The organism is Rhodococcus gannanensis, assembly GCF_042681175.1.
Taxonomy (GTDB): Bacteria; Actinomycetota; Actinomycetes; order Mycobacteriales; family Mycobacteriaceae; genus Rhodococcus_G; species Rhodococcus_G gannanensis.
Genome location: NZ_JBHUFB010000010.1, coordinates 626,773 through 653,322, shown reverse-complemented (window position 1 = coordinate 653,322; position 26,550 = coordinate 626,773). Strand labels below are relative to the sequence as shown.

22 protein-coding genes and 2 tRNA genes are annotated in these 26,550 nt (G+C 69.5%); 13 read left to right on the top strand and 11 right to left on the bottom strand.

Going from position 1 to position 26,550, the window contains the following annotated elements:
- Positions 1-13 precede the first annotated feature (13 nt).
- Both ACFSJG_RS14115 and ACFSJG_RS14110 read right to left on the bottom strand, forming a co-directional pair.
- Positions 14-889, bottom strand: coding sequence for a TOMM precursor leader peptide-binding protein (locus ACFSJG_RS14115; protein ID WP_378485822.1), 876 nt, complete (start codon positions 887-889; stop codon positions 14-16).
- A gap of 99 nt (positions 890-988) precedes the next feature.
- On the bottom strand, positions 989-2,401 hold the full coding sequence (locus ACFSJG_RS14110) for a zinc-dependent metalloprotease (RefSeq protein WP_378485821.1): 1,413 nt from the start codon (positions 2,399-2,401) through the stop codon (positions 989-991).
- A 141-nt stretch (positions 2,402-2,542) separates the two neighbouring features.
- Between ACFSJG_RS14110 and ACFSJG_RS14105 the strand changes: the two genes are divergently transcribed.
- On the top strand, positions 2,543-3,565 hold the full coding sequence (locus ACFSJG_RS14105) for a YlbL family protein (protein WP_378485820.1): 1,023 nt from the start codon (positions 2,543-2,545) through the stop codon (positions 3,563-3,565).
- Between the two features lie 24 nt (positions 3,566-3,589).
- Here the strand turns inward: ACFSJG_RS14105 and ACFSJG_RS14100 are convergent, their stop codons facing one another.
- Entirely contained in the window at positions 3,590-4,210 is a 621-nt protein-coding gene (locus ACFSJG_RS14100; protein WP_378485819.1) for a PPA1309 family protein, read from the bottom strand.
- 136 nt (positions 4,211-4,346) lie between these two features.
- Here ACFSJG_RS14100 and ACFSJG_RS14095 point away from each other — a divergent pair, with 136 nt between their 5' ends.
- The gene (locus ACFSJG_RS14095) at positions 4,347-7,313 is read left to right on the top strand and encodes a UPF0182 family protein (protein WP_378485818.1); all 2,967 of its coding nucleotides are present in this window, start codon (positions 4,347-4,349) and stop codon (positions 7,311-7,313) included.
- A gap of 86 nt (positions 7,314-7,399) precedes the next feature.
- Here ACFSJG_RS14095 and ACFSJG_RS14090 read toward each other — a convergent pair whose 3' ends face one another.
- Complete coding sequence (locus ACFSJG_RS14090; RefSeq protein WP_378485817.1) at positions 7,400-7,972, bottom strand: transglycosylase family protein; 573 nt, start codon at positions 7,970-7,972, stop codon at positions 7,400-7,402.
- A gap of 538 nt (positions 7,973-8,510) precedes the next feature.
- Between ACFSJG_RS14090 and ACFSJG_RS14085 the strand changes: the two genes are divergently transcribed.
- From ACFSJG_RS14085 to ACFSJG_RS14070, 4 genes are all read left to right on the top strand, one after another.
- A tRNA-Met gene (locus tag ACFSJG_RS14085) sits at positions 8,511-8,587 on the top strand.
- A gap of 338 nt (positions 8,588-8,925) precedes the next feature.
- Positions 8,926-9,002 (top strand) — tRNA-Met (locus ACFSJG_RS14080).
- Positions 9,003-9,103: 101 nt separating this feature from the next.
- Positions 9,104-9,763, top strand: a complete 660-nt coding sequence (locus ACFSJG_RS14075; protein WP_378485816.1) for a type 1 glutamine amidotransferase — start codon at positions 9,104-9,106, stop codon at positions 9,761-9,763.
- 122 nt (positions 9,764-9,885) lie between these two features.
- A complete protein-coding gene (locus ACFSJG_RS14070) occupies positions 9,886-10,866 on the top strand; it encodes an NAD(P)/FAD-dependent oxidoreductase (RefSeq protein WP_378485815.1) in 981 nt (326 codons plus the stop codon).
- Here ACFSJG_RS14070 and ACFSJG_RS14065 read toward each other — a convergent pair.
- Together ACFSJG_RS14065 and zapE are read right to left on the bottom strand one after the other, a co-directional pair.
- Positions 10,852-12,474: an acyl-CoA synthetase gene (locus ACFSJG_RS14065; protein WP_378485814.1), complete on the bottom strand. Its 1,623-nt coding sequence runs from the start codon at positions 12,472-12,474 to the stop codon at positions 10,852-10,854. The two genes, ACFSJG_RS14070 and ACFSJG_RS14065, sit on opposite strands and share 15 nt — an antisense overlap.
- A 104-nt stretch (positions 12,475-12,578) precedes the next feature.
- Positions 12,579-13,622: a cell division protein ZapE gene (gene zapE / locus ACFSJG_RS14060; protein ID WP_378485813.1), complete on the bottom strand. Its 1,044-nt coding sequence runs from the start codon at positions 13,620-13,622 to the stop codon at positions 12,579-12,581.
- Between the two features lie 44 nt (positions 13,623-13,666).
- Here zapE and ACFSJG_RS14055 point away from each other — a divergent pair, with 44 nt between their 5' ends.
- Entirely contained in the window at positions 13,667-14,251 is a 585-nt protein-coding gene (locus tag ACFSJG_RS14055; RefSeq protein WP_378485812.1) for a TetR/AcrR family transcriptional regulator, read from the top strand.
- A gap of 64 nt (positions 14,252-14,315) precedes the next feature.
- Here the strand turns inward: ACFSJG_RS14055 and ACFSJG_RS14050 are convergent, their stop codons facing one another.
- Positions 14,316-15,521 carry an acyl-CoA dehydrogenase family protein gene (locus tag ACFSJG_RS14050; protein WP_378485811.1) on the bottom strand — a complete coding sequence of 402 codons (1,206 nt, stop codon included), beginning with the start codon at positions 15,519-15,521 and terminating at the stop codon, positions 14,316-14,318.
- Positions 15,522-15,557: 36 nt separating this feature from the next.
- Positions 15,558-16,988 carry an acyl-CoA dehydrogenase family protein gene (locus ACFSJG_RS14045; RefSeq protein ID WP_378485990.1) on the bottom strand — a complete coding sequence of 477 codons (1,431 nt, stop codon included), beginning with the start codon at positions 16,986-16,988 and terminating at the stop codon, positions 15,558-15,560.
- 187 nt (positions 16,989-17,175) lie between these two features.
- Between ACFSJG_RS14045 and ACFSJG_RS14040 the strand changes: the two genes are divergently transcribed.
- The 6 genes from ACFSJG_RS14040 to ACFSJG_RS14015 all read left to right on the top strand — a co-directional run bounded on the left by ACFSJG_RS14040 (position 17,176) and on the right by ACFSJG_RS14015 (position 23,215).
- Positions 17,176-17,871 (top strand): response regulator transcription factor, encoded by a 696-nt coding sequence (locus tag ACFSJG_RS14040; protein WP_378485810.1) that lies wholly within the window; start codon positions 17,176-17,178, stop codon positions 17,869-17,871.
- Positions 17,868-18,848 (top strand): HAMP domain-containing sensor histidine kinase, encoded by a 981-nt coding sequence (locus ACFSJG_RS14035; protein ID WP_378485809.1) that lies wholly within the window; start codon positions 17,868-17,870, stop codon positions 18,846-18,848. The genes ACFSJG_RS14040 and ACFSJG_RS14035 overlap by 4 nt, the downstream gene beginning before the upstream one ends.
- Before the next feature lie 93 nt (positions 18,849-18,941).
- Complete coding sequence (locus ACFSJG_RS14030) at positions 18,942-20,444, top strand: DUF4153 domain-containing protein (RefSeq protein ID WP_378485808.1); 1,503 nt, start codon at positions 18,942-18,944, stop codon at positions 20,442-20,444.
- A 66-nt stretch (positions 20,445-20,510) separates the two neighbouring features.
- Positions 20,511-21,359 (top strand): MerR family transcriptional regulator, encoded by an 849-nt coding sequence (locus tag ACFSJG_RS14025; RefSeq protein ID WP_378485807.1) that lies wholly within the window; start codon positions 20,511-20,513, stop codon positions 21,357-21,359.
- 48 nt (positions 21,360-21,407) lie between these two features.
- Complete coding sequence (locus ACFSJG_RS14020) at positions 21,408-22,577, top strand: sensor histidine kinase (protein ID WP_378485806.1); 1,170 nt, start codon at positions 21,408-21,410, stop codon at positions 22,575-22,577.
- Positions 22,574-23,215 carry a response regulator gene (locus ACFSJG_RS14015; RefSeq protein ID WP_378485805.1) on the top strand — a complete coding sequence of 214 codons (642 nt, stop codon included), beginning with the start codon at positions 22,574-22,576 and terminating at the stop codon, positions 23,213-23,215. The genes ACFSJG_RS14020 and ACFSJG_RS14015 overlap by 4 nt, the downstream gene beginning before the upstream one ends.
- A gap of 11 nt (positions 23,216-23,226) precedes the next feature.
- On the opposite strand, the gene ACFSJG_RS14010 is transcribed toward ACFSJG_RS14015, so the two are convergent.
- The 3 genes from ACFSJG_RS14010 to ACFSJG_RS14000 form a co-directional block, all read right to left on the bottom strand.
- Positions 23,227-24,795, bottom strand: coding sequence for a multicopper oxidase family protein (locus ACFSJG_RS14010; RefSeq protein WP_378485804.1), 1,569 nt, complete (start codon positions 24,793-24,795; stop codon positions 23,227-23,229).
- A 170-nt stretch (positions 24,796-24,965) separates the two neighbouring features.
- Positions 24,966-25,754, bottom strand: coding sequence for a histidinol-phosphatase (gene hisN, locus ACFSJG_RS14005; RefSeq protein ID WP_378485803.1), 789 nt, complete (start codon positions 25,752-25,754; stop codon positions 24,966-24,968).
- Between the two features lie 156 nt (positions 25,755-25,910).
- Positions 25,911-26,408, bottom strand: a complete 498-nt coding sequence (locus ACFSJG_RS14000; RefSeq protein WP_378485802.1) for a beta-class carbonic anhydrase — start codon at positions 26,406-26,408, stop codon at positions 25,911-25,913.
- Between the last annotated feature and the right edge of the window lie 142 nt (positions 26,409-26,550).

Below are 26,550 nucleotides of genomic sequence, written 5' to 3'. Positions count from 1 at the left end.
TCCCCGACTTCGCCTACACCGCAGGTGAGCACCCGCACTCCGGATGACGCGACCATCGCCTGCGGCGTAGGCGGGCCGCGCGCAAGTCGAACTCCAGTGTCGTGTCCAGGCACGACGGCGCCCGCGTGGCGTCTGCGTCCAGGAGGACACGGACCTCGTTGGCCGCGAGCGCCACCGTCGCCCGAACGGTGCCGGGTTCGGCGTATCCGACCCTGCCCACGAGCTGCGCGGCCAGATGCGGCCAGTCGGCGTCGGCGGCCGTCCGCGTCAGGTCCGCGCAGCGCAGGCAGCTGGTTCGGCCCGGCAGCACCATCGGACCGACGACACCGCGCCCGTCGCGCAGTCGGACGGTCAGATGGGGAACCGCCACGTCCATGAGGGCGGCGACCGTCCACGGGTCGGGGACCAGATTGTCGGTGAGGACCACGCATCGTGAGCGGTGGAATGACGGCGGATGCGTCGCGTGATCGGGGCCGGTACGGACCACACGGAGTGGTCCTGCTCCCAGCATCGCGGCGACGCCGTCCGCGAGCGGACCGCGGCCGTGGACGTGGATCTGCGGCAGCGGGCCGGTCTGCTCGGCAGGATCGGGAAGCGCCGGCAGCAGGGCGCCGGCCGCGGACAGTTCGGCCACGATCTGCTCGATCTCCGGTGGTTCGACGCCGACCCGGCTCGCTTCCCATACGATCTCGGCGCGGGTGCGGCGGCCGTCCAGCATCCGCAGCACGTCGGCCAGCGCGGTGGGCGTCACCCCGATCGGCGGCCGGACCAGCAGGGCGGATTCCGGATCCCACCCCAGCTGGACCGAGCCGCTGGGCCGGGTGAGGACGACGATGCGCGGGTCCAGCCGGGGCGCGGCCGGGCGTGGGCCGGGTACATGACGGGTCATAACCGTCAGGGTGTCAGCCGACGGTGCCGCACCCCCGCGCCGAGACCCGGTTGTCCACAGGGTGCAGGCCGCCCTGACCTGGTATTTCGTCAGTCCACGCTATTTGCTCGGATTGTCGCCCTGCGCATCGTCGTCGTCCGCGTCGGCGCCCTCACGCTCTGCGCGTTCGCGGGCCTGCAGCGCCTCCAGCTGCGCGATCGGGTCGTCGAACGAACTGGTGCCGCCGCCGACCACGCGGTCGACGAACGCCGCGGGGTTGTCCAGGTCGCTGGAGTCGGGCAGCAGGTCGGGGTGGGCCCACACGCCGTCCCGGCCGTCGATGCCGGCGGCCTCGGTGACCTGACGCCACAGCTGTGCCGCTTCCCGGACCTTGCGCGGACGCAGCTCCAGGCCGACCAGAGTGGCGAAGGTCTGCTCCGCGGGTCCGCCGGTCGCGCGGCGCCGGCGCAGTGTCTCGCTGAGCGCACCGACGCCGGGCAGGCGATCGCCGAGAGCCTGCGCGACCACCGTCTCGACCCAGCCCTCGATCAGGGCGAGCAGGGTCTCCAGGCGCTCGAGCGCCTGCTTCTGCTCCGGGGTCGTCTGCGGCTCGAAGGTGCCCTGCTGCAACAACTCCTCGATCTTCGACGGGTCGGTCAGCGAATTCGGGTCGAGGCTCTGGGCCGCCTCCTCGATCGCGGAGAAGTCCATCTTGATGCCGCGCGCGTACTCCTCGACGGTCGCGAGCAGGCGCTGCCGGAGCCACGGCACGTGCACGTACAGGCGCTGGTGGGCCGCCTCGCGGGCGGCGAGGAACACCAGGATCTCGCGGTCGGGCTGCTCCAGTCCCTCACTGAACTTCTCGACCGCGCTCGGCAGCAGCGCGGCGACGCCGTTCGGGCCGAGAGGCAGGCCGATGTCGGTCGACGTCAGCACCTCGGTCGCGAGCTGTCCGAGCGCCTGTCCGACCTGTGAGCCGAACGCGAGCCCACCCATCTGCCCGATCATCCCGAGCATCGGGCCCGCCATCTGCCGGGCCTCCTCGGGGAGACCGGACACCCACATGCCGGACACCTGCTCCGCCACCGGATCGCACAGGCGCTTCCACGTGTCGAGGGTGTTCTCGAGCCACTCGACGGGCGTCCACGCGACCGTCCGGGTGGCGCCGGCGGGGAGGGTGGTGGCGCCGTCGAGCCACAGTTCGGCCAGGTGAGCCGAGTCCGCGACAGCCGTCGAGGTCGTCGAGGAGACGGGGGTGACCGAGCCGATCTGCTGGAGCGCCAACTTCTTCGCGACCTCGTAGTTCACCGGACCGGACTGACCGCCCGGTCCCATCGCGCTGCCCATCCCGCTGAGCATCTGCCCGAACTGGGTGAGCATCTGGCCGAGTGCCGCCGGATCGAAACCCTCGGCGTTGAAGCCGAACGGCATCCCACCCGGGCCCGTCGGGCCGCCGGCGTTGTCCCCGCCCGTGTTCTTGTCGCGGTCGGGATCGTCGTCGGAGTTCGAGAAACCAAACGGCAGATTGCTCATACGTCCACGGTACAAGGCGCGCAGCCGGGCATGGGCAGCGGAAATCACGCCGAGCGCGAACACCGGCACCGCCACTGTGACGCACGAGGCACGCCGGGAGGTCTGAACAGGCCGCGCTCCGTCGACCTCTACGCTGGCCGAGTGAATCGACGGATGGTCACCCTGGTCGCGGCACTGGTTCCGGTCGTGGCACTGCTCGGACTCGGAACGGTGGTGCAGGTGCCGTTCGTGGCACTCGGGCCCGGCCCGACGTTCAACACCCTCGGCGAGGTCGAGGGCGAGCAGGTCGTCGACATCTCGGGCACAGAACTGGACCCGACCTCGGGAAACCTGAACATGACCACCGTCTCGGTGCGTGACGGGCTGACGGTGTTCGACGCGTTCGGGTTCTGGCTCAGCGGTCGCTACGGCATCGTGCCGCGCGAGGAGGTCTACCCATCCGACCGCAGTCGCGACGAGGTGCAGGAGGAGAACGCCGCCGACTTCGCGCAGTCGGAGGAGTCCGCGGAACTCGCCGCACTGCACTTCCTCGGCGAGCCGGTGGCGCTCGAGGTGGCCGACGTCGCGCAGGACGGCCCGTCCAGCGCCGCGCTGCGCGTCGGGGACCGGTTGGTCAGCATCAACGGCACGGCGGTACGCACCGTCGGTGACGTGCAGCGGGCGGTCGCGGACCTGGCACCGGGGACGGTCGCCGAGATCGTCGTCGTCCGGGACGGCGCAGAGCAGACGGTGCCCGTCACGCTCGGTGCCCGGCCCGGCCACGACGACGTCGGGTACCTCGGGATCACCCCGGTCGAGAAGCCCGACGTGCCGTTCACCGTCGACTTCAATCTCGCCGAGGTCGGCGGCCCGTCGGCCGGACTGATGTTCGCTCTCGCCGTCGTCGACAAGCTGTCGCCGGGAGAGCTGAACGGCGGGACGTTCGTTGCGGGCACCGGCACCATCGACTCGGACGGCAAGGTCGGACCCATCGGCGGCATCCCGTACAAGCTCGTCGCCGCGAGGGAAGCGGGAGCCGCGACGTTCCTGGTGCCCTCGAACAACTGCGACGAGGCGAAGCAGCAGGTCCCGGACGGGCTGCGGTTGGTCCGCGTCGACGACCTCACCGGCGCCGTCGAGGCGCTGGACTCGCTGAACCGGGGCGAGGACGCGCCCGCCTGCTGATCCGAATCGTGTGGCGGCCGGCCGTCACCAGTCCCCGGGGTCTGCCTCCATGGTTGCCTGCAGTGCGTGAACGAGACCGGGGGCCAGGTTGTCGCCGGTGCGCAGTTCCGGCTCGGCGAACGGGTCGTCGTCGTCCTCGGGTGCCAGTGCGATCGCGCACTCGGACCGCCCGTCCCTGAGCACGGCCGCGATCAGCCGGGCAGCCCGCCGGTCCGGATGTGCCCCGGCTGCCGCGCGAATGATGTCGTCGGCGTCGTTGTCCCGGCCGAGGGCGGCGCCGACGGCCGAGTCGAGATCGGCGGTCGCACTCGGCGGCAGCACCAGGATCTCCTGCACGACCATGCATCCGGCGACACCGGCCGCCCAGCTGGTGGTGCCGAGGTACTCCTCGAGGGCGGCGCTGCCGCCGTGCAGGTCCTCGGGAAGCGGGTGCTGTTCGATGGGGGTGAGCTCCGAACCGTCCTCGAGCTGATCGAGCAGATGGGGCTCGGCGATCGCGATCTGCGCGGTCGGCACGAGCGCGAACATCTTCGGCGGCTGACCCCAGCCGTCCGCGCCGACGTGCGCGGCGACTTCCTGGACACACCGCGTCAGCGCTTCTGAGGAGATCGGGGCCTGGTGGTCGGCGGCGTCGAAGTCGTTCACCCGACCATCCTCGCACCCAGGGCGTCCATCCGGACAACCCGGACGACCGCCCGCACGCACTTCTGGAGCCCACGTAGAGTGGGACAAAACACCCCGCGGCCCGCCCGACGGCCGCCCAACAACCGGAGTGTGACACGTGGGCATGAGGCCCCCTACCGGACTTCCGTCGTTGTCCCGACGGAGCCGAGTGTTGTTGGTACTGGCACTCGTCGTGGCAGTTCTCCTGCTGATCGGACCGCGACTGATCGGCGGCTACACGAACTGGCTGTGGTTCGGCGAGGTCGGATTCCGCGAGGTGTTCTCGACGGTGCTGATCACCCGGCTCGCGCTGTTCCTCGTCGTCGCACTGGTCGTCGGTGGCGCCGTGTTCGGCGGGTTGCTGCTGGCCTACCGGTCACGGCCCGTCTTCGTTCCCGCCGTCGGACCGAACGATCCGATCGCCCGGTACCGGACGGCGGTGATGAGCAGGCTCAAGCTGTTCGGTGTCGTCGTCCCGGTCGTCATCGGCGCCCTCGCCGGGCTGGTCGCCCAGTCCAATTGGGTTGCGGTGCAGATGTTCCTGCACGGCGGCTCGTTCGGGCAGCGGGATCCGCAGTTCAATCTCGACGTCGGCTTCTACGCCTTCGACCTGCCGTTCTACCGGTTCGTCCTGAACTGGCTGTTCGTCGCCGTGATCCTCGCGTTCATCGCGAACCTGGTCACGCACTACGTGTTCGGCGGCATCCGGCTGGCCGGCCGTGAGGGCGCGCTGAGCAACGCGGCACGGATCCAGTTGGCGGTCCTCGCGGGCACCTTCTTCCTTCTCAAGGCGATCGCGTACTGGCTGGACCGGTACTCGCTGCTGTCGAGCAGCCGCAAGGAGCCGACGTTCACCGGCGCGAGCTACACCGACGTCAACGCGGTGCTGCTCGCGAAGCTGATTCTGATGGCGATCGCCGTGATCTGCGCGATCACGTTCTTCGCGGCGATCGTGTTGCGCGACCTCCGGATTCCCGCGATGGCGACCGGCCTGCTGCTGTTGTCGTCGATTCTCGTCGGTGCGGTGTACCCGCTGGTCGTCGAACAGTTCTCGGTCCGGCCCAACGCGGCGGACAAGGAGAGCACCTACATCGAGCGCAACATCGCGGCGACCCGAGAGGCCTACGGCATCACCGACGAGGAGGTGACGTATCAGGACTATCCGGGATACAGCACCAAGTCGCCGCGTGACATCCCTGCCGACCAGACCACGATCGCGAATGCACGACTGCTCGATCCGAACCTGCTGTCGCCGACGTTCACCCAGCAGCAGCAGCTGAAGAACTTCTACGGGTTCCCGCCTGCTCTCGACATCGACCGCTACGACGTGGAGGGCGAGAAGGGCGACTACGTGGTCGCGGCGCGCGAACTCTCCCCGCGCAGCCTCACCGGCAACCAGACCGACTGGATCAACCGGCACACCGTGTACACCCACGGCAACGGGTTCGTCGCAGCTCCGGCCAACAAGGTCAACGCGGCCGCGTCGAACTCCGCGGAGGAGGCCGCCAACTCCAACAGCGGTTACCCCGTCTACACGGTCAGTGACATCGCCTCGCAGCAGGCTGGTAACCAGGTCATTCCGGTGGAGCAGCCGCGCATCTACTACGGCGAGGTCATCGCGGACACCGATGTCGACTACTCGATCGTCGGTGCGGTCGAGGGTGAGGGCCCCCGCGAGTACGACACCGACACCTCCCAGTACACGTACACCGGTGCCGGCGGCGTCTCGATCGGGAACTGGTTCAACCGGCTCGCATTCGCGGCGAAGTACGCGGAGCGGAACATCCTGTTCTCCAGCGCGATCGGATCCGACTCGAAGATCATCTTCAACCGTGACCCGCGCGAACGCGTGACGAAGGTGGCGCCCTGGCTGACTGCGGACGGCAACGCCTATCCCGCGGTGGTGGACGGACGGATCAAGTGGATCGTCGACGCCTACACGACGCTCGACAACTACCCGTATGCGCAGCGGAGCTCGCTCGACGGGCTCGTCGAGGACAGCATCGACCAGACCACGGGCAGGCCGCTGCCGCGCAAGGAGGTCTCCTACATCCGCAACTCGGTCAAGGCCACCGTCGACGCCTACGACGGCACCGTGACGCTCTACGAGGTGGACCAGAACGACCCGGTGCTCGACGCGTGGATGAAGGTGTTCCCGGGCACCGTGCAGGGCAACGACACGATCCCGGACGACCTCCGGCAGCACTTCCGCTACCCGGAGGACCTGTTCAAGGTTCAGCGGGAGATGCTGGCGAAGTACCACGTGAACGATCCGCGTGAGTTCTTCACGAACAACGCCTTCTGGTCGGTGCCGAGCGATCCGACGATCGACACGACCGCCAACCAGCCGCCGTACTACGTGTCGGTCGGCGATCCGGAAACGGCCGAGCCCCAGTTCAACCTGACGAGCGCGATGGTCGGCTTCAACCGGCAGTTCCTGTCGGCGTACATCTCGGCGCAGTCGGACCCGGAGAACTACGGCAAGATCACGGTGCTGAGATTGCCGACCGACACCACGACCCAGGGTCCGCAGCAGACGCAGAACTCGATGATCTCCGATCCTCGGGTGGCGTCCGAACGGACACTGCTCGAACGGTCGAACCGCATCCAGTACGGCAATCTGTTGACGTTGCCGATCGCTGAGGGCGGGATCCTGTACGTCGAACCGATGTACACGGAACGCAATTCGACCAGCCAGGACAGTTCGACCTTCCCGCAGTTGTCGCGAGTGCTGGTGAGCTACCGGGATGCGAGCAACAACGTCCGGGTCGGGTATGCGCCGACACTGTCGGAGGCGTTGGACCAGGTGTTCGGTCCGGGCGGGGGTGCCGCCGCGACCGCGCCGACAGGTACGCCGGAAAGCGGGCAGGCCACCGGTGAGACCACAGACGACCAGGGCCAGGCCGTGCCTGCGACCCCTGCGCCGACGACGCCCTCCGGTGACCGCGACGCGGTGGTCGCCGAGCTCGACGCGGCGATGGCCCAGATGCGGCAGAGCCAGCAGAGCGGTGACTTCGCAGCGTACGGCGCCGCGCTCGACCGACTGCAGAAGGCAGTGACCGCGTACCAGAACCTGCCGAATTAGCACCGCCGCAGCGAGCGGGAATCAACGAAGGCGCCCTGCCGATCGAACTCGATCGGCAGGGCGCCTTCGACTGTGTTGGGGCCGAGTCAGCGGGCGAGGCCGACCAGGTAGACGCTGTTGGCGTCGATCGCGGCGCGAACGTCGCCGCCGACTCCGTACTGGTCGCCGGTGGCGACAGCCAGGTCGCTCGCCTCGCGAAGCTGATCCGCGGTCAGCGCGGGGAAGTTCTCGGGGAGCCCGGGAACGGCGGCGACGGTCGGAACCGTCGCGGGTGCCTCGACGACCGGGGCGGGGGCCGGCTCCGGAGCGGGCTCGGGCTCGGCGACGGTCAGGTACTTGCCGCAGTGGGGCCACGCGCCGGCGCCCTGGGTCGCGAGGACGTTCTCGGCGACGCGGACCTGCTCCTCCTTGGAGGCGTTGTGCGCCTGGCCGGTGCCGCCGTTCGCGGCCCACGTGCTCTGCGAGAACTGCAGGCCGCCGTAGTAGCCGTTGCCGGTGTTGGTGGACCAGTTGCCGCCGCTCTCGCACTGTGCGACGCCGTCCCAGTTGTGGGTGGCTGCGGAGGCGGTGCCCATGCTGAGTGCCAGTGGGATGGTGGCCAGGGTTGCGGTCGCGGCAACGGCGGCGAGCGCACGCGTGGACGTCTTACGAGTGGTCATGCGGGTGAATCCTCTCCGCGCGTGCCGACGGGAACGCACGGCAGCCAGACGCGATCGGATGTGATCAGGCGTGGTCGTGCGATCGGTGCGGATCGGCCGTGGCGGACAGGGAATGCTGTTCGTCGCCCGGCGCTGGGGAATCCGCGCCCGTCCCTGCCCCTCGAAGGTTTCGGGTTCCGATCCCGCGGGGCAGTGTCGAGCAGCGGCGGGTCGGCTGAGCCCGGTCGTTTCGGGCCGGGGACGACGCTAGCCAAGAATTCGCTGCGGTTCATCCCGGTCGAACTGTGGCCTGCCGCAACGCACTTGACGTCGTAGCTCGCGTTTCGCCAGGTCACGTCGGCGGGTCGCGACACCGAGGCCGTTCCGTAACCCCGCCGTTATGTGTGGGGCATCACCACGATTTTGTGAAGTGGGACACAGTGATTGGGGTTGTCTCGGCGCGAACCGCGTCGGTCGAGTCGACTTCCGGCCCTCTCGGCGCGTGCTGTCCAGGCGATTTGTGTTCGCTTCATCTGCTCGTGTAACTTCGTTCAGGCAACGCGGGGTGGAGCAGCTCGGTAGCTCGCTGGGCTCATAACCCAGAGGTCGCAGGTTCAAATCCTGTCCCCGCTACCAAAGATCAGGCCCGGGATTCAGTGCGAATCCCGGGCCTGATTGCATGTGAGCGCTTCCCAATGCCGCCGAAGGTCTCGGTTCGGTCGGTGGACGTCACGAACCGGCGACACGTGGTCTCGGGTCAGTACACGCCTGGTCCGGGGTGTGGAGTCGTTCAAAGCGTAGGTCGGCGCCGGACGGCGTAGTGTCGACGTCCCACACGCGGAGTCGCCCAGATGAGGTGTGACCGTGCACGCCGTCCGCAGTCACTTCTGCTGATGTCGGATCGACAGCCGTATTGCCTGCTCAGGGCGCGATTAGTTGGCAGCGCCCGGTGTCGTGTACTGTGGGAAACGCAACGCGGGGTGGAGCAGCTCGGTAGCTCGCTGGGCTCATAACCCAGAGGTCGCAGGTTCAAATCCTGTCCCCGCTACCACGGTACGAAGACCCGGTCTCATCTCGAGGCCGGGTCTTCGTCGTTTTCGGGGTTCACTGTCGGCCGCGTCGGTGGGGGAGCGATCGTGTGAGGATGCGGTCATGAACTGGTGGATCGTCACGCACGTCCCCTTCGAAGGACCGGCCCTGATCGCAGCCGTCATGGCCGAGGCCGGGATTACTCCGTCGCTGTGCGCCCCTTATGCCGGCGACCTGTTGCCGGCACCCGAGGACTGCGCCGGACTCGTCGTCATGGGTGGGCCGATGAACGCCCTCGACGACGCCGGTCACCCGCACCTCGCCTCCGAACGTGCACTCATCGCGGCGTGTGTCGAACGCGACATTCCTGTTCTCGGAGTGTGTCTCGGTGCGCAGTTGCTGGCCGCCTCGCTCGGCGGCCACGTCTTCGCCGGGCCGGCAGGCGAATTCGGTGCCGGCGTCGTGACAGTGACCGACGAGGGTCGCGTCGACCCGGTGTTCGGCGGCCCGGATGCGCGGTGGCCGGTGGTGCACTGGCACGGTGACACCTTCGATCTACCCACCGGCGCAACGCTGTTGGCCGGCAGCGACCGGTACCCGCACCAGGCGTTCCGCATCGGCCGCGCGGCCTACGGACTGCAGTTCCACGTTGAGCTGAGGGGGATCGATCTGCCCATGATGCTCGAGTACATGCCGCCGGGAACTGCGCCGGAGGCCACCTACCTCACGGAAGTCGAGGGGGTCGGCAGGAAGTTCCTGCGCCGATTCCTCGCCCTTGCCTGACCGTATCTTGCTGATTTCGCAAGCAGCCTTGCTTGAATCGCTTCGTATCGGGACAGTGGAAGTCGGTCCCAGCGCGGTGCGTGGGAGATCGGAAATGTGGTCGGCAGCGAGAGGAGTCGGTGATGGAACTGGAGACAACCCGGACGTCGGACAGCTACGACGTGGTGGTCGTCGGAGGCGGCGCCGCGGGACTCGGCGGTGCGTTGTCGTTGTCCCGGGCGCGGCGGTCCGTCCTGGTCGTCGACGCCGGGCATCCGAGGAACGCGCCCGCCGCGCACATGCACAACTACCTCGGTCGGGAGGGCATGCCACCCGGTGAGCTGCTGCGCATCGGGCGTGGCGAGATCGCCGGATACGGTGCCGAATTCCTCGACGGAACGGTACGTGAGGTCGCACGGGACGGGTCCGGATTCGTCGTCGCCACGGCGACGGGCGAGCGGATCGCCGCCCGGCAGGTGCTCGTGACGAGCGGACTGGTCGACGAACTCCCCGACGTCCCCGGTCTGGCAGACCGGTGGGGGCGCGAGGTGCTGCACTGCCCGTACTGCCACGGGTGGGAGGTCCGGGATCGGCCCGTCGGCATCCTGGCCACCAACTCCTTTGCCGCGCATCAGGCGTTGATGTGGCGACAGTGGAGCGACGACGTCGTCGTGTTCGCCCACACGGGGCCGGAGTTCGATCCCGCCGACCGGGAGAAGTTCGCGGCGCGCGGCATCGAGATCGTCGACGGCGAAGTGACCGGACTCGAGGTGCGCGGCGACCGTCTCGTCGGAATCCGCCTGGGAGAACGGGTGATCGAGCGGGAGGCGATCGTCGTTCCACCGAGGTTCCGGGTGCGGGCCGACTTCCTCGCCGGACTCGGACTCGCGCCGGTACCGATGTACATGGGCGACGAGGTGATCGGCACGCACCTGCCCGCCGAGCCCACCGGCGCGACCACCGTCCCCGGCGTGTGGGTCGCCGGAAACGTGACCGACATGCGGGCGCAGGTCATCTCGGCGGCATCGGCGGGCGTGTTCGTCGGCTCGATGATCAACGCCGCGCTGATCGAGGACGACGTCACCTCGGCAGTCTCGGCACTGCGAGGGTCACACGTCGGGTGACTCCCAGTCGTGGAGAACGCGGCGCAGCAGCTTGCCGGTCGCGTTGCGCGGCAACTCGTCGAGGAACACCACGTCGCGGGGCACCTTGTACCGCGCGAGGTGTTCCTTGACGTGACTTCGGAGTGCCTGCTCGTCCTGCGGGGCGCCGTCGACGGTGACGACGAAGGCGCGCAGCCGGTGACCGAACTCCACGTCCTCGACTCCGACGACGGCGGCGTCGGCGACGTCGGGATGCTCGGCCAGCAGGTTCTCCACCTCGAGTGGGTACACGTTCTCGCCGCCCGACACGATCATGTCGTCGTCGCGGCCGTCGACGAAGAGCAGTCCGTCCTCGTCGAAGTGGCCGACGTCGCCGGTGGAGAGCAGACCGTCGATACGTTCCTTGTCCCGGCCGTCGGTGTAGCCGTTGAAGCTGAGTCCGCTGGAGACGAAGATCCGTCCGATGACGCCGGGTTCGCTGATACGGGTGCCGTTGTCGTCGTAGAGCGCGACGTGGCAGGTGACGGGCGCGCGCCCCGCCGTCCCGGGCGCCCGGGCCATGTCGGCGGGGGTCGCCACCGTGGCGACCGCACATTCGGTGGACCCGTACAGGTTGTAGAGGACCGGACCGAATGCCTCGGCGGTGCGCCGGGACAGGTCGGGTGAGATCGCGGAGCCTGCCGCGAACACGATCGACAGGTTGGTCGTGTCGTAGCCGGACAGGACGTCCGGGCCGAGGTCGACGATGCGCTGCAACATCGTCGGCACGACGACCAGTGAGTCGGCCCGGTTCGAGGCGACGAGGTCGACCGCCTGCAGTGGGTCGAACCGGCGCTGCATCACCACGGTCTGGCCGAGCGCGAGAGCGAGGCCGAGCTGGGACAGGCCGGTGCCGTGGAAGGCGGGTGCCGCCATCACCATCGTCTGGCCGCGCCGCAGCGGTACCCGATCGAGGAACTGAGCGGACGCGAGGGGCGTCGTCCGTTCCCTCGGAGCGCCTTTCGGGGTTCCGGTGGTCCCGCTGGTGAGCAGCACGAAACTGCCGTGGACGGCGGGCGGGTCGACGGGTGCGGAGGTCTGGCGCGCGATGAGGGCGTCGAGGTGGGGCGCACGCTCGGTGGCCCTGCCCCAGGCGAGGTAGCGGCGGACGTCGCCGGGCAGTCCGTCGGCGACGGCGGCGAACTCCTCGTCGTACACGAACGAGCCGACCTGTTCGCGGGCGGCGACGTCGACGAGCTGCGGGGCCGCGAAGCCGGTGTTCATCAGGACGAGCTTGTTGCCGAGCTTGGCCGCCGCGAGCATCGTGACCAGAAGTCCGCGGTGGTTGCGGCACATGGCACCGATCACCGAACCGGTGGTCATGCCCTCGGCCGACCACGCGCGGGCGAGCGCGTTGGACCGCCCCTCGAGTTCGCTGTACGTCAACTGCCCGTGTTCGTCGACGAGGGCGACGGCGTCGAGTCCGGCGTTGACGTGTGCGTGCACCGGGCCGGCGAACGGTCCGTACTTCTCGACCGCGCGAATCGAGGCGATGCCGTGGTCGAGGCGAGGGAACGGCACGAGGCCGCTGCGCACCATCACCCGCACGGCGGAGAGCGTGTCGGTCACCTTGGTCAGCACGCCTGGCATACGCATCCCCCTGAGGAAGGTGTCGGTGATCTGGATCACAGGGTACTGCCGAGGGTGTCCGATGTGGGGGGTATTCGCCGGCGTCGTGGCGCACCGTTCGGGGCTCACGATGCCGCGGTCCGCGGTTCCTCCTTGTCGGTCACCGGTTCGCCGTGCCGCAGCTCGTGCAGACGGCTGGTCATCCGCGCGACCTCGACGGGCATGCCGCTGCCCACCGCGAGTCGGCGCAGCGGTGTGTCGGCGAGGAACACGGTGGGCACGTCGAGGTCGTGGAGGACGTCGACGAGGTTGGCGAAGCGTTGTGCGGGTTCCGCGCCTGCCGACTCGAGGTCGGGTACGCCGTCGACGACCCACCGGCGGTGGTTCCGGGCCAGTGCGAGGTAGTCGGAGGGCGCGGTCGGGCGCACGCAGATGTCGGTGAAGGCGATCCACAGTTCCTCGGCGGACGCGCGACGGGCGGTGACCGGTCGGCCGGCAGCCGGGACGACGATCCGGTCGCCCGGCCCGGGTCGATCCAGGCCGGCGAGGAGTTCCTGATCCCGGGTGCCGGGGAAGAGCCATCGGCCCGCGGCGAACCCGGATCGGTGATCCGATCGGCTCCGGTAGTCGACCTCGCCGTCGACCCCGATCACGGTGAGTCGCCGCTCGATCAGGTCGATCGTCGGCAGGAAGGTGTCGTGGAACAGAGGATTCGGCATGAGTGCGTGGGGACGGTGGTTGGAGGTCAGCACGATGCGGACCTTCCGGTCGAGCAGAGCGGGCAGTAATCGGGCGAGGAAACGGCCGTCCGCCGGGTCGTGCACGTGGAACTCGTCGAAGCAGACGATCTCTACGTCGCGCAACAACCCGTCCAGTGCGGCGGTCAGGTCGTATCGATGTCGGCGGACCGCGGAGTGCAGCTCGTGGAAGAACTCGTGGAAGTGCACCCGCCGCTTCCGGTCGGTGGTCAGCGCAGCGAAGTAGGTTGCCATCAGCCAGCTCTTGCCGCGTCCGGGCGGCCCCCACAGGTACACGTCGTCGCGCGTGGTCGCGAGGACGCGAGCCGCACGCTGTTGGTTCGCGTCGAGCTGGAACCCGAGTTCGTGTGCGGCGGTGTCGAACACGTCGACGGGGAGCGGTCCCTCCCGGTTCCTGCGATGTCGGCGCACGGCCGCGACTCTAGCATCGTAGAGGGATGGACTAGTGTGGGTGCATGACCGAACGTCCGTCCCGCCGTGACCTCATCTGCCGGGCCGCGGTCGAGCTGGCGGCGGAGGGCGGCAATCACGCCGTCACCCATCAGGCGATCGACGCGCGGCTCGGCCTGGCCCGCGGATCGACTTCGTACTACTACCGCACCCGCGCGGCACTGGTGTCCGCGACGATCACGCACCTCGCGGAGCGGTCGCGCACACAGTTCCTCGGTCTCGTCCCGTCGGAGCCGCCCCGGACCGCACGGGACGCGGCAGGTGTGATCGCGGGGTACCTGGGTGCCCTCGTGGCCGATCGGCGCACCGACGTCCTCGCGCGCTACGCATTCGTCTCGGACGCCGTCGCGGACGAACGGCTTCGATCGGAACTGGCGTCGTGCCTGTTCTCCGTCGAGGCTGCTCGGGCTCTCATGGACGTGCTCGCGGTCGACGACGCGGACGCCTCGGCACGCGACCTCGTCAGCCTCTGCGAGGGGCTGGTGTTCGACCTGGTGTGCGGGACGAGGTCGCTCCGGGACGCCGATCCCCGGACCGAGGTCGAAGCCGCCGTAGGCGGGTGGATTCGGACGCTGGTTCCGTCTCGCTGACACATGCCGAACGACGGAAGTCCCCTCCCGATCGGGAGGGGACTTCCGGCATTGGCGTGGTCGACTACTTCAGCTCGGTCGACGACTTCCCGAGCAGGCGGCGAGCGATGATCAGCTGCTGGATCTGCTGGGTGCCTTCGAAGATGTCCAGGATCTTGCTGTCGCGCGCCCACTTCTCGAGCAGGGGACGCTGCGAGTAGCCCTCGGTGCCCGCGAGTTCGACGGCCTTGAGCGACACCGCGGTTCCGGTGCGACCGGCCTTCGCCTTCGACATGGACGCCTCGAGCGAGTTCGGCTGCTTGTTGTCGGCCATCCACGTCGCGCGGAGCGCGAGCAGGTACGCGGCCTCCCAGTCGGCTTCCATCGCCAGGAATTCGGCGGCGGCGGCGTGCTGGTTGTTGGCGGGAATGTCGTAGCTGATCTCGATGCCCGCCTCCGTCAGGATGCCGCGCAGTTCCTCGAGGACGGCGCGACCGAGGCCGATGGCCATGCCGGCGACGATCGGGCGGGTGTTGTCGAAGGTCTGCATGACCCCGGCGAAACCCTTCTCGACGTTGACCTCCGGGTCGCCGAGGATGTTGTCCTTCGGGATCCGGCAGTCCTGCAGCAGCAACACCGCGGTGTCGGACGCCTTGATGCCGAGCTTGTGCTCGAGGCGCGCGACGGAGAGGCCGGGCGCGTCACGGGGAACGACGAAGGACTTGATCGCGGCGCGGCCCTTCGTCTTGTCGACCGTCGCCCACACGACGATGTGGGTGGAGCGCTCACCGGCGGTGACGAAGATCTTCTCGCCGTTGAGGACCCACTCGTCGCCGTCGAGGACGGCGGTGGTCGTGACAGCGGCCGAGTCGGAACCGAAGCCGGGCTCGGTGATCGCCATCGAGGCCCACACCTTGCCGAAGCGCTCCAGCTGCTCGTCGGTCGCGACGGCGGCGATCGCCGAGTTGCCGAGGCCCTGGTAGGGGATCGAGAGGGTGAGACCGACATCGCCCCAGCAGGTTTCGATGACGTTCATCAGCGACGCCATGTTGCCGCCGTTGGCGTTGCCGACCAGCTTCGGCTCGTCGCCGCGGCCCAGGGCGGCGCCGGACGCGCCGGTGCCGGAGTCGTTGAGACCCTCGACCATTGCGGCCATCGTGTCCAGCTCGACCGGGTACTCGTGCTCGGCGAGGTCGTACTTGCGGGAGACGGGGCGCAGGATCTGCGCGGCCACCTGGTGCGCCTGGTTCGACGACACCTTCAGCTTCTTGGGAAGTTCGAGATTGATCACGGTGATGTTCTCCTGTGAAGTGTGAGGGCTCGCGCGTCAGATGAGGACGATGCCCTCGGCGACGCCGATGGCGCGAAGGTCTCGGTACCAGCGTTCGACCGGGTGCTCCTTGGTGAACCCATGGCCGCCCAGCAGCTGGACGCCGTCGAGACCGATCTGCATGCCCTTGTCGGTGGCGAGCTTGCGAGCGAGGGCCGCCTCCCGGGCGAAGGACTTGCCCTGCTCCGCGCGCGATGCGCCACGCAGCGTCACCAGGCGCAGCCCGTCCAGCTCGATGGCGATGTTGGCGACCATGAACGCGACCGCCTGGCGGTGGCTGATCGGCTCGCCGAACGCCTCCCGCTCGTTGACGTAGGGGATCACGTAGTCGAGTACGGCCTGGCCGGTGCCGACGGCGAGCGACGCCCAGCCGAGGCGGGCGAGCCGAATCGCGTCGGCGTAGTCGGTGGCACGCTGGTCGGCGTCCGCCTCGCCGAGGATCGCGGACTCGGGCACGGCGACGTCGGTGAGGACGAGGCGGCCGAGCCCGGCGGCGCGCAGGCCCATGCTCGGATCGGCCTCGACGACGAGGCCCTTCGAGTCGGACTCGACGAGGAAGAAGGTGGGCCGGCCGTCGAGTTCGGCCGCGACGACGAACAGCTCGGCATCGGCTGCCGCGGGGACGAACGACTTGACGCCGCTGATCCGGTAACCGCTGGGGGAGCGAACGGCCTTGGTCTGCAACGCGAACGGGTCGAACAGTGCGCGCGGCTCCGTGACGACGACCGCTGCGGTGGGCACACTCTCGCCGGTGAACGACGGCAGATAGGTCTTCTGCTGTGCCTCGGACCCGAACTGGGTGAGCGCGACCGCGACACCGCTCGGGGCGAGCAGTGGCAGGGCGAGGCCCATGTCGCCGTGTGCGAGGGCCTCGGCGACGAGGGAGTTGGTGACGGCACCCCGCTCGGTTGCGACGCCCTCGAACTCCTCGGGCACGTTGATGAGGGTGATGCCGAGTTCCGCGGCGCGCTTGGCGAGATCGGCGGGTGCGGCGGCGGCGTCGTTGGCGCCTGCGGCGGCGGGGCGCAGGATCTCGGCGGCGAAGTCGCGCACCGTGTCGACGATCATCTGCTGCTCGTCGGTGGGGGTGAGGTCGAAGTAGTCGGCGTTCTTGGCCTCGCCGGCGGGCAGGCGGGTGGGCTTGCCGCCGCCCGAGACCTTCGCGAAGGTGCGGGTGGCCGCGCCGAGCGTCTGGAAGCCGGTCTTGGTGCCCTGGTAGGTGACCCGGTTGATGGGCTCGCGGAGGTTGTACTTCTCCGCCAGGTCCGACCCTGTGATCCTGGTCAGCACGCGCATGGCGGCGCCCATCGCGTCCCGCTTGATCGGGTTGAGTCCGACAGCTGAGGTGTCGCGCGGACGGCGGGCTGCCGGGGTGTCACTGCTCGCGCCGTTGGTCTTCGCGACGCTGTCTTGCTTGGTCATGATCACCATTTTCTCGGTGTACGGACTCGGACTCTTCGTATCTTACTCCGGAGTAAGAAGTGAAGTCGAGAGTACACGTGAATCGGTGTTCCGGGCGGGCATGAGCCGAGTTCGCGAGATCCTGCCGGATCCTCCATCGAACCTTCACAAGTCCCTCCCGGAATCCCCTCATCCGGGCCATACAGTCGAGGTCATGACCCAGCGCACCGTGCTCGTCGTCGAGGACGACCGGACCATCGCCGACGCGATCGCCGTCCGACTGACGGCGGAGGGATACGCGGTGCGGGTCGCTTCCGACGGGCCCACCGGCGTCGAGGAATGCGCCTCGTGTCGTCCGGACCTCGTCGTCCTGGACGTGATGCTGCCGGGTTTCGACGGTCTCGAGGTGTGCCGTCGCATCCAGGCCGGGCGGCCCGTACCGGTGTTGATGCTCACCGCGCGGGCGGACGAGACCGACATGGTGATCGGGCTCGGTGTGGGCGCCGACGACTACCTGAGCAAACCGTTCAGCATGCGGGTGCTCGTGGCCCGGGTGGCCGCGCTGCTCCGCCGCGTCGACCGGGGCGTGGGCGGGTGCGACGGCGAGGTGCTCACCATCGGGCCGGTGGAGATCGACCCCCTCTCCCGCCGGGTCCGCACGGGTGGTGTCGAGGTGCACCTGACGCGAACCGAGTTCGACCTGCTGCTGCACCTGGCCGGCCGGCCAGGTGCAGCCATGCCCCGGGAAGTTCTGCTCGAACAGGTGTGGGGGTGGGGCGGCGGGGCCACCAGCCGGACCGTCGACAGTCACGTCAAGGCATTGCGCCGCAAACTCGGTAGCGACCTGATCCGCACCGTCCACGGCGTCGGGTACGCGGTCGAGGTTCCCGGACGCCGGGTGCCGCGATGAGGTGGCCTCGGCCCCTCGACCCGTTCCGGTCGTTCAAGGTCAAGACCGGATTGCTGGTGGTGTTGTCGGTGTTCGCTGCGTCTGTGACGTTCTGGTTCGCCTCCGACTGGCAGTTCCGCTTTGCCCTCGGCGCGGCGCTGCTGGTGTCACTGGCTGTCACGCAGATCCTCGCCCACGGTATGACGTCTCCGCTGCGGGAGATGACCGCGGCCACCCGGGCGATGGCGGCCGGTGACCTGTCCCGCCGTGTCAGGGCCACTTCCCGCGACGAGATCGGTGAGCTGGCGCGGGCGTTCAACCGGATGGCCGAGGACCTCGAAGCCGACGACCGGTATCGACGCGAGCTGATCGCGAACGTCTCGCACGAACTGCGGACCCCGATCGCCGCCCTGCAGGCGGTCCTCGAGAACATGGTCGACGGTGTCGTCGAGCCCGACCCCGCCGCCCTGCACACCGCCCTCGACCAGACCGAACGGCTCGCGGACCTGGTGCGCGACCTCCTCGACCTGTCCCGTCTGGAGGCGGGAGTCGTTCCGCTGCAACGGCACCGGTTCGAGGTGGAGCCGTTCCTTCGGGGTGTCCTCGACGAGCGCGTCGGTCCTGCGGCCGGCGTCGAGTTCCGGTTGGACGTTCAGCCCGTGACACTGCGCGCCGAGGCCGACACCGCTCGCCTGCGTCAGGCTGTGTCGAATCTCGTGGACAACGCACTCCGGCACGGGGCGTCCTCGTCGGTGCACGTGCGGGCGCACGTCGACCGACGGTCCCACCTGGTCGTCGACGTCCACGACGACGGCCCGGGAATCCCGGTGTCCGAACGGACCCAGGTCTTCGAGCGCTTCAGTCGAGGTGGAACCACCGGCGGGGGAACGGGATTGGGGCTCGCCATTGCGCGGTGGGCGGTCGAGCTGCACGACGGCCGGATAGGGGTCCTCGACACACCGTCCGGATGCTGCATCAGGGTCGAACTACCCACCTGACAGTCCGACGAGACAGAGGGACGCCGGCACCCGCCGCCGTCCCGCGATGACGCCTGCCCTCGACCGGGAGGCGGTGAGGAAGGGAACTCAGCTGTGACCACTCCGACCATCGGTCCACCGTCGGCGACGTGCTCGGGGACACCGGCGGGATCCGGGACCCGCCTGTGGCGGCGCGACCGGACGTCGATCGCGCCGACCGTGACCCTCGCCGCCGCTCTCGGCGCGGGTGCCCTCGCCGCCCTCGTCCTGCGAGTGGACACACCCGGCTTCACGTACCCGCTCGTCGGGCTCGTCGTCGCCGGAGCAGCCGTCGTCGCCGGCCGTCCACGACCGTCCCGTGGCCACCTGCTCGCCGTTGCGGTGACGGTCGCGATGCTGTCCGTTGCGACGGTGCGTGGCGCCGGCTGGCTGATCGCGCTGTGTGTCGTCGCCGGCTGGGTCGTCGGGTCCGTCGCCCTGCTCGGGGTGCGACGGTGGACCGGAATCGGGCTCGCGCCGTTCGCCGTGTGGTGCACACCGACACGGCTCGTCGGCTGGGTGCGGCGACGTGGAGGTCGCCGCGGTACCGGCGTTCGCCTCCGTGCCCCGCGCGTGCTCGGCGTCGTCGCGGTGAGTGCCGTCCTCGTCACGGTGTTCGGCTGGTTGTTCGCGGAAGCGGACCCGGAATTCGGCAGAATGCTCGGTGGTGTCGCTCCGAGTGTGCACACGGACGATCTGACCGCAGGGATCGTCACCGGCTCGGCGGTCGTCGTCGTGTCGCTGGCCCTCGCGTACCTGTGGCGCCGGCCGATCCGCCTGGACCGTCTCGCGCCACCTCCCCGGCGCCCGGTGGCAGCCTGGGAATGGGCCGTCCCGCTGCTCGCCCTGGTCCTGCTGTTCGCCGGCTTCGTGGCCGTCCAGGTCCGCGTGATGTTCGGCGGCCACGAGCACGTGATGACGACGCCGGGCCTGACGTACGCACAGTACGCCCGTCAGGGATTCTGGCAGCTGTGCGCGGTGACAGTCCTGACCTTGGTCGTGATCGCGATCGCCGTCCGCCGGGTGAACCGAGGCGCAGCCCGGGACCGGGCGCTGGCCCGCGTGCTGTTCGGGATGTTGTGCCTGCTCGCGATCGTCGTGGTCGCATCGGCACTCCATCGAATGTCGCTGTACGAGAACGCCTTCGGATACACGCGGCTGCGACTGTCGGTGTGGGCGGTCGAACTCTGGTTCGGTGTGGTCTTCGGCGTTCTGCTCGTGGCGGGGATTCGGATGCGAGGCGACCACCTGCCGCGGGTCGTGCTCGGATCGGCGGCGGCCGGACTGCTGATCTTTGCGGCGGTTAACCCCGACGGACTCGTCGCCGACCGCAACGTCGAGCGATACGAGCGGACCGGATCGATCGACGTGAGCTACCTGCGGGGGCTGACGGTGGACGCGGTACCCGCCCTGGATCGGCTGCCCGAACCCGTCCGCTCCTGCGCGCTGCGCGGGACCCGGGTGCAGCCCGACGCCTGGTACGAATTCAACGCAGCCCGTGCGCGGGCCCGAGAAATCCTGCGAGAGCGGCCGGTCGGCCCGAGTGCGTCGTGCGCTGACACCGTGACGCTGGGGTAGCGAACTCGTGCGACACGAGATCACGATGTTGACTCTCACATCGTGTGAGGCCGCAGACTCTGATCCATGGCCGACGACCCCGACACCGACGACACCCTGATGGCGATCGGCGAGTTCTCCTCGCTGACGCGCATCAGTGTGCGGATGCTGCGTCACTACGACGAACACGGCGTGCTGACCCCGGCTGCCGTCGACGCCGCCACCGGCTACCGCCGGTACCGGCCGCAGCAGATCACCGACGCAGCCCGCATCCGCCGGCTGCGCGACGTCGGATTCGGCGTGTCCGCCATCGGGGCGCTGCTCGCCGCCGACGGAACTCCCGCGTACCGGCGTGCGCTGCACATGCATCGCCGCACCCTGGTCGAGGAGGCCGATCTCGCGCGGACCCGACTGCGTGCCCTGGACCGGATGCTCGACGAGACAACCGAGGAGATCGCCATGACCACTGTCGAACTGACCGACATGCCCGCCCACACGCTCGTCTGCCTGCGCGGCACCGTCGCCGACTACGCCGCCGAAGGCGAACTCTGGCAACGCTTCATGCCCGCGGTGCAGTCGCAGGGCGTCACCCCGGCCGGACCCGGTGGGTGCATCGAACACGACGGCGAGTTCCGCGAAGCGGACGTCGACGAGTCGGTGTTCCTGCCCGTCGCGCCCGGCACCGCGGTCGACGCGCCACTGCACACCGTCGCGGTCCCGGACCGGCGGGTCGTGGTGGCCACCGTGACCGGCCCCTATGCCGAGGCGATCCCGCGGGCGCACGAGGCGATCGCCGCCTTCCTCGCCGAGCACGGGCTGTCCGCGGCGCGGGACGGTGACGACGTCACCACGCACCACTTCAACGTCTACGTCACCGATCCGAGCACAACCCCCGAGGCGGAACTGGTGACGGCGGTGCATCTGCCCGTCCGCTGACGGCGCGGGGCCCGGCGTCGGAACCGCCGCCGGGCCTACTGTGGACCGGTGCCCGAACGTCGCCCGCTGACCCCGCCGACAGCGCTGCTGCGCGGGCTGCCGCTGGTCCTCGTTCCGCTGATGTTGCTGGCGAGCGACTTCCCCGGGGAGTTCCAGGTCCCGGCGTGGTACTGGATGGCCGCGATGTCGTCCGCGGTCGTGTTCCTGCTCGGCGCCCGGTGGCCGACTCCGGTGTCCGTCGCGCTGTCGGCGCTCGCGATTCCGATGTTCGCGGCGGAGGCATGGGGGCTCTCCGGTCTTGTCCCGTACCTGGGGGCGGTCGCGTTGACCGAGGCCGTGATGCGGACTCGGCGCACGGACACGACTGTCCTCCTCGCCGCGTGCTGGGCCGCGGCGGTACTGCTGGGACTCGCCGCGGAGAACACTCCGTTCTGGCGGGCCGCAACCGCCGTCGAAACGGTTGCGGCCGTCGGCCTCCCACTGCTCCTCGGTTTGTACCTGCGCGCGCAACGCGACCTCGCCGCCCAGCTGCGGGCGCGCGCCGCCGAGGCCGAAGCGCGTCGCGCCCACGACGCAGGGCGGGTGCGTGCGGCCGAACGCACCGCGCTCGCACGCGAACTGCACGACCTCACCGCGCACCACATGGCGTCGATAGTGCTGCGGATCGGTGCCGCCCAACACGTGCTCGCCGACGCCGATCCGCGGGTTCGTGGCGTACTCGAGGACGTGCGCGCCACCGCCACCGGCGCCCTGTCCGACGTCCGCAGGATGACGGTGGCGCTGCGGGATCCGAACCTGGGCGAGGTCGCGCTCGTCGAACCAGACGCCGTCCCCGCCGAGATCGAGGCCGCCGTCGACCGCTTGCGTGCGGCCGGGTTCGCCGTCGACTCGGACATCGACCCCTGGATCCGGAACCTCGATGCGATCGGTCGGCTCACCTTGCTGCGGGTGGTCCAGGAATCCGTGACCAACGTGATGAAGCACGCCGACCCCGCTGCGACCGTCGGTGTTCGGGCCGTTCCGCGCGACGGTGGGGTGTCCGTGACGGTCACCAACCGCCGTTGCGCCGAGAGGTCCTCATCGGGCGACGGCTACGGCCTCGTCGGCATGGCGGAGCGGGTCGAACTCGCCGACGGCACGCTCGATGTCGACGCCGCCCCGGACGAATGGCGGGTCCGCGTGTGGCTGCCCGCCGCGACGACAGGGGAACCTCGATGATCCGCGTGCTCGTCGTCGACGACCAGAGGCTGGTACGCGCAGGTCTGCGCATGCTGATCGAGTCCAGCGACGACCTCGCCGTGGTCGGGGAGGCGGTGAACGGTGCCGACGCGATCCGGCTGGCCGTCGAGCTGTCGCCGGACGTGATCCTGATGGACCTTCGCATGCCCGGCGTGGGTGGCGTCGAGGCGACCCGGCAGATCTGCTCCGGCGCGGCACCGCCGAAGGTGTTGGTGCTCACCACCTTCGACGACGACGACCACCTCTACCCGGCGCTCGCGGCGGGTGCGGCGGGATTCCTCGTCAAGGACACCGCGCCGGCCGATCTGCTCGATGCCGTTCGCCGGGTGGCGGACGGTGACCTGCAGTTCTCGCCTGCACTGCTCCGGCGGCTGGTCGACCGTGCCGTCGACGGTGGCACGACCACAGGGCGACGGGACGCCACGGAGAGCATCGAACTCACCGGGCGCGAGGAGGACGTGCTGGCGCTGGTGGGCGAGGGCCTGAGCAACCAGGAGGTCGCCGACCGACTGCACCTGGGTCTGTCCACCGTGAAGTCCCACATCGCGAACCTGATGGACAAGACGGGCTGCGACAACCGGGTGCGGCTGGCCGTGTTCGCGCATCGACGCACCTGACCGACGACCGCTCAGTGCCCGCCGTGGCCGGCGCCCGGTGTCGTCGGGGCGCTCGCCGCGTGCCCGGTCCCCATTCCCGTGGCGGCCATCGGCAGTGGCTGTTCGCCCGGTCCGAGCACGAGGAACTGGCCCATCATTCCCATGTCCTCGTGGAGGAGCAGGTGGCAGTGGTACATGTACGGCATCGCCGGGTCGGTGTACTCGCTGAACCGCAGCGCCAGCCGGAGCGTGCTGCCGGGCGGCGTGTAGACGGTGTCCTTCCAGCCACGCAGCTCAGGCGGCGGCGTCGCGCCGTCGATGTCGAGGATCTGGAACTGGGTGTCGTGGACGTGGAAGTTGTGCGGCCAGTTGTCGACGTTGCGCACGGTCCAGACCTCGACGGTGTCCACGGCCGACGTGAAGTCGACGCGTGCCATGTCCATCTGCTGCCCGTTGATCATGAACCACTGCAGTTCGAACTCGCGGCGAGCGACCGCGGCGTTCGGGTCGATCGAGGGAACCGTGGCGAGGGTGTCGGGGATCGCGGCCGAAGGGCCGAGGGTCGTCGTGGGACGCAGCTCGACGACGTCGAAGTCGTCGTGCACGCCGGCGTCCGTGGCCTCCGGCGCGTCGAGCCCGGCGCCGTCCTCGAACGGGAAGGCGCGCAGCAGAACCGGGGCGGCGCCTGCGGCCACCACGATCTCGGCTCGCTCGCCGGGGCTGAGCGCGATCCGAGTCAGCCGCACCGGTTCGGGCAGGAGGCCGCCGTCGCTCGCGACCATGTCGAATTCGCGATCGTCCGAGAACCCGAGGTTGTACATCCGCCCGGCGGAACCGTTGAGAAGGCGCAGCCGAACCAGTTCGGTGCTCACGGGCAGGTAGGTGTCGGCGAACCCGTTCGCGACCACGGTGTCGCCGAGGAGACCGACGTCGGTGGAACCCGACTCGTCGAGTGCGCCGTCCGCCGCGAACCGCTTGTCCTGGACGACGATCGGGATGTCGTCCACCCCGTAGGTCGAGGGCAGTCCGCTCGACGGGGTGTCCTCGTCGTCGACGAGGAAGAAGCCGGCGAGGCCGCGGTACACGTGCTTCTCGGTGGTGCCGTGCGGGTGCGGGTGGTACCAGAGCGTGGCCGCCGGCTGATTCACCGTCCACGTCGGTTCCCACCGCGCGCCCGGGGCGATCGTCTGGTGCGGGCCGCCGTCGTATCGGGCGGGCACGTGCAGCCCGTGCCAGTGCACAGTCGTCGCCTCGGGGAGGGCGTTGTCGATCGTGAAGGCGACGGTCTCACCGCGCCGGGCGCGGATCGTCGGGCCGAGGACGGAACCGTTGTACCCCCACGTGGGAGTGCGTGTGCCCGCCAGCATCTCGGTGGATCCCGGACCGGCGGTGAGGGCGAACCGCCGGACTCCGGACGCGTCGGTCGTCGCCGTCGCGAGCGGAGGGATCGGGAGCGGCCGCCGCCGACCGGCCACGGAGCGCGCGGGTTCCGTCGCGAACCCGACGCCGTCCCCTGCGCACGCCGCCGACAGTGCGACCGGCGCGGCGGCCAGTCCGATCAGAAAGGACCGGCGGGACAGGGCGGTGGTGCGGGCGCTCACGGAACTCCTCGGTGTCGACGGTGGATCGACATCGAGTCTTCGCGGCGGAGGCGGCCTCGAACTCCGCCGTCAGGCCGCAACCGGGGTGCCCGGAACCAGCCGTGCGACCCTTGTGTCCGTCGCTGCGTCGTGGTACCGGCCGCCGGTTCGGCCGACCGTCGGCGCTCGGGTCAGGCGGTTCCGAGTCGGGTGAGGACCTCGTTGTGCAGCGATCCGTTCGTGGCGACGGCGCTACCACCGTGCGGACCGGCCGCGCCCTCGAGATTGGTGAACCGGCCACCGGCCTCGCGCACCAGCACGTCGAGCGCGGCGAGGTCCCAGAGGGACACCTCGGGCTCGGCCGCGATCTCCAACGCGCCCTCGGCGAGCAGGCAGTACGAGAAGAAGTCGCCGTAGCCGCGGACCCGCCACACCGCGTCCGTCAGGTCGACGAACCGATCCCGGATGCCACGGTCCTTCCAGCCGGACAGGCTGGAGAAGCTCAGGCTCGCCGACCCGAGAGCGTCGACCGACGACACCGTGATCGCACGCGGCTCGCCGTCACCCGCGGTCGCGAACGCCCCCGAGCCGGTCGCCGCCCACCAGCGCCGCGACAACGCAGGCGCGCTCACCACGCCGACCACCGGGACACCGTCCTGCAGCAGTGAGATCAGGGTCGCCCACACGGGCACGCCGCGGACGAAGTTCTTCGTGCCGTCGATCGGGTCGACCACCCACTGCCTGCCGTCGAAGATGGCGTCGCCGCCGAACTCCTCACCGAGCACCGCGTCGTCCGGGCGTTCCGCGGCGAGGACGGCCCGGACCTCCCGCTCGACGGCCAGGTCCGCGTCCGACACCGGCGTGAGGTCGGGCTTGTCGTCGACATGCAGATCGAGGGCCCCGAAGCGGTCGCGGGTGATGGCGTCGGCGGCGTCGGCGATGCGCAGGGCGAGCTGGAGGTCGGCGCTGAAGTCGGTCACGGGCACACACGCTACCGCCGCCTCGTCCCACCACCGCGGCTCGTCCGGGCTGTCGCACCGCGCAGCGGCGTCGACGCAATGTCACATCGTGTGCAATCAACGCGCACGATGTGACATTGCGCCCATGGGGCGAAGGGGTGCGGGCGTGCGGTCGGCTCAGGAGGTGGCGGCGACCTCACGGAGCAGCCCGGTGGCGACGTCGAAGACGAATCCGCGCAGGGACGTCGTCGCGGTCACGAACGGGCTCGTCTCGATCCGGCGCAGCGACTGGCGCACGTCCTCGTCGAGGTCGCCGAACGCCTCCGCCGACCATGCGGGCTTGATGCCGACCTCGTCCTGGATGGCGCGCTTGAAGTCGTCGTCGGTGAACGTCAACATCCCGCAGTCGGTGTGGTGGATGAGGATGATCTCGGTGGTGCCGAGCAGACGCTGGCTGATCGCGAGGGAGCGGATCTCGTCGTCGGTGACGACACCGCCCGCGTTGCGGATGACGTGTGCCTCGCCCTCCTGCAACCCGAGGATCCGATACACGTCGAGCCGAGCGTCCATACAGGCGACCACGGCCACGTGCCTGCTCGGCGGCAGCGGTAGCGGACCGCTGAACGTGCGTGCGTACTCGGCGTTGTTGCGTAGGTAGTCGTCGGTCACGCTCATGGTGGAGCTCCTTCGTCGGGGACGGTCGATCCGTGCAGGGAACACCTCACCGACCGTCCTGACAATGTTTCTGCGCACCGCGGTCGGAGCAGAGTGGCCGCGACGCATGTGTCGTCGGTCGGACCCGGTAGCCTTGATTCTC

Coding starts and splice junctions, on each gene's coding strand:
- ACFSJG_RS14115 (WP_378485822.1), bottom strand. CDS start 889: ATGACCCGTCATGTACCCGGCCCACGCCCGGCCGCGCCCCGGCTGGAC.
- ACFSJG_RS14110 (WP_378485821.1), bottom strand. CDS start 2,401: ATGAGCAATCTGCCGTTTGGTTTCTCGAACTCCGACGACGATCCCGAC.
- ACFSJG_RS14090 (WP_378485817.1), bottom strand. CDS start 7,972: ATGACCACTCGTAAGACGTCCACGCGTGCGCTCGCCGCCGTTGCCGCG.
- ACFSJG_RS14075 (WP_378485816.1), top strand. CDS start 9,104: ATGAACTGGTGGATCGTCACGCACGTCCCCTTCGAAGGACCGGCCCTG.
- ACFSJG_RS14070 (WP_378485815.1), top strand. CDS start 9,886: ATGGAACTGGAGACAACCCGGACGTCGGACAGCTACGACGTGGTGGTC.
- ACFSJG_RS14065 (WP_378485814.1), bottom strand. CDS start 12,474: ATGCCAGGCGTGCTGACCAAGGTGACCGACACGCTCTCCGCCGTGCGG.
- ACFSJG_RS14055 (WP_378485812.1), top strand. CDS start 13,667: ATGACCGAACGTCCGTCCCGCCGTGACCTCATCTGCCGGGCCGCGGTC.
- ACFSJG_RS14040 (WP_378485810.1), top strand. CDS start 17,176: ATGACCCAGCGCACCGTGCTCGTCGTCGAGGACGACCGGACCATCGCC.
- ACFSJG_RS14035 (WP_378485809.1), top strand. CDS start 17,868: ATGAGGTGGCCTCGGCCCCTCGACCCGTTCCGGTCGTTCAAGGTCAAG.
- ACFSJG_RS14025 (WP_378485807.1), top strand. CDS start 20,511: ATGGCCGACGACCCCGACACCGACGACACCCTGATGGCGATCGGCGAG.
- ACFSJG_RS14015 (WP_378485805.1), top strand. CDS start 22,574: ATGATCCGCGTGCTCGTCGTCGACGACCAGAGGCTGGTACGCGCAGGT.
- ACFSJG_RS14000 (WP_378485802.1), bottom strand. CDS start 26,408: ATGAGCGTGACCGACGACTACCTACGCAACAACGCCGAGTACGCACGC.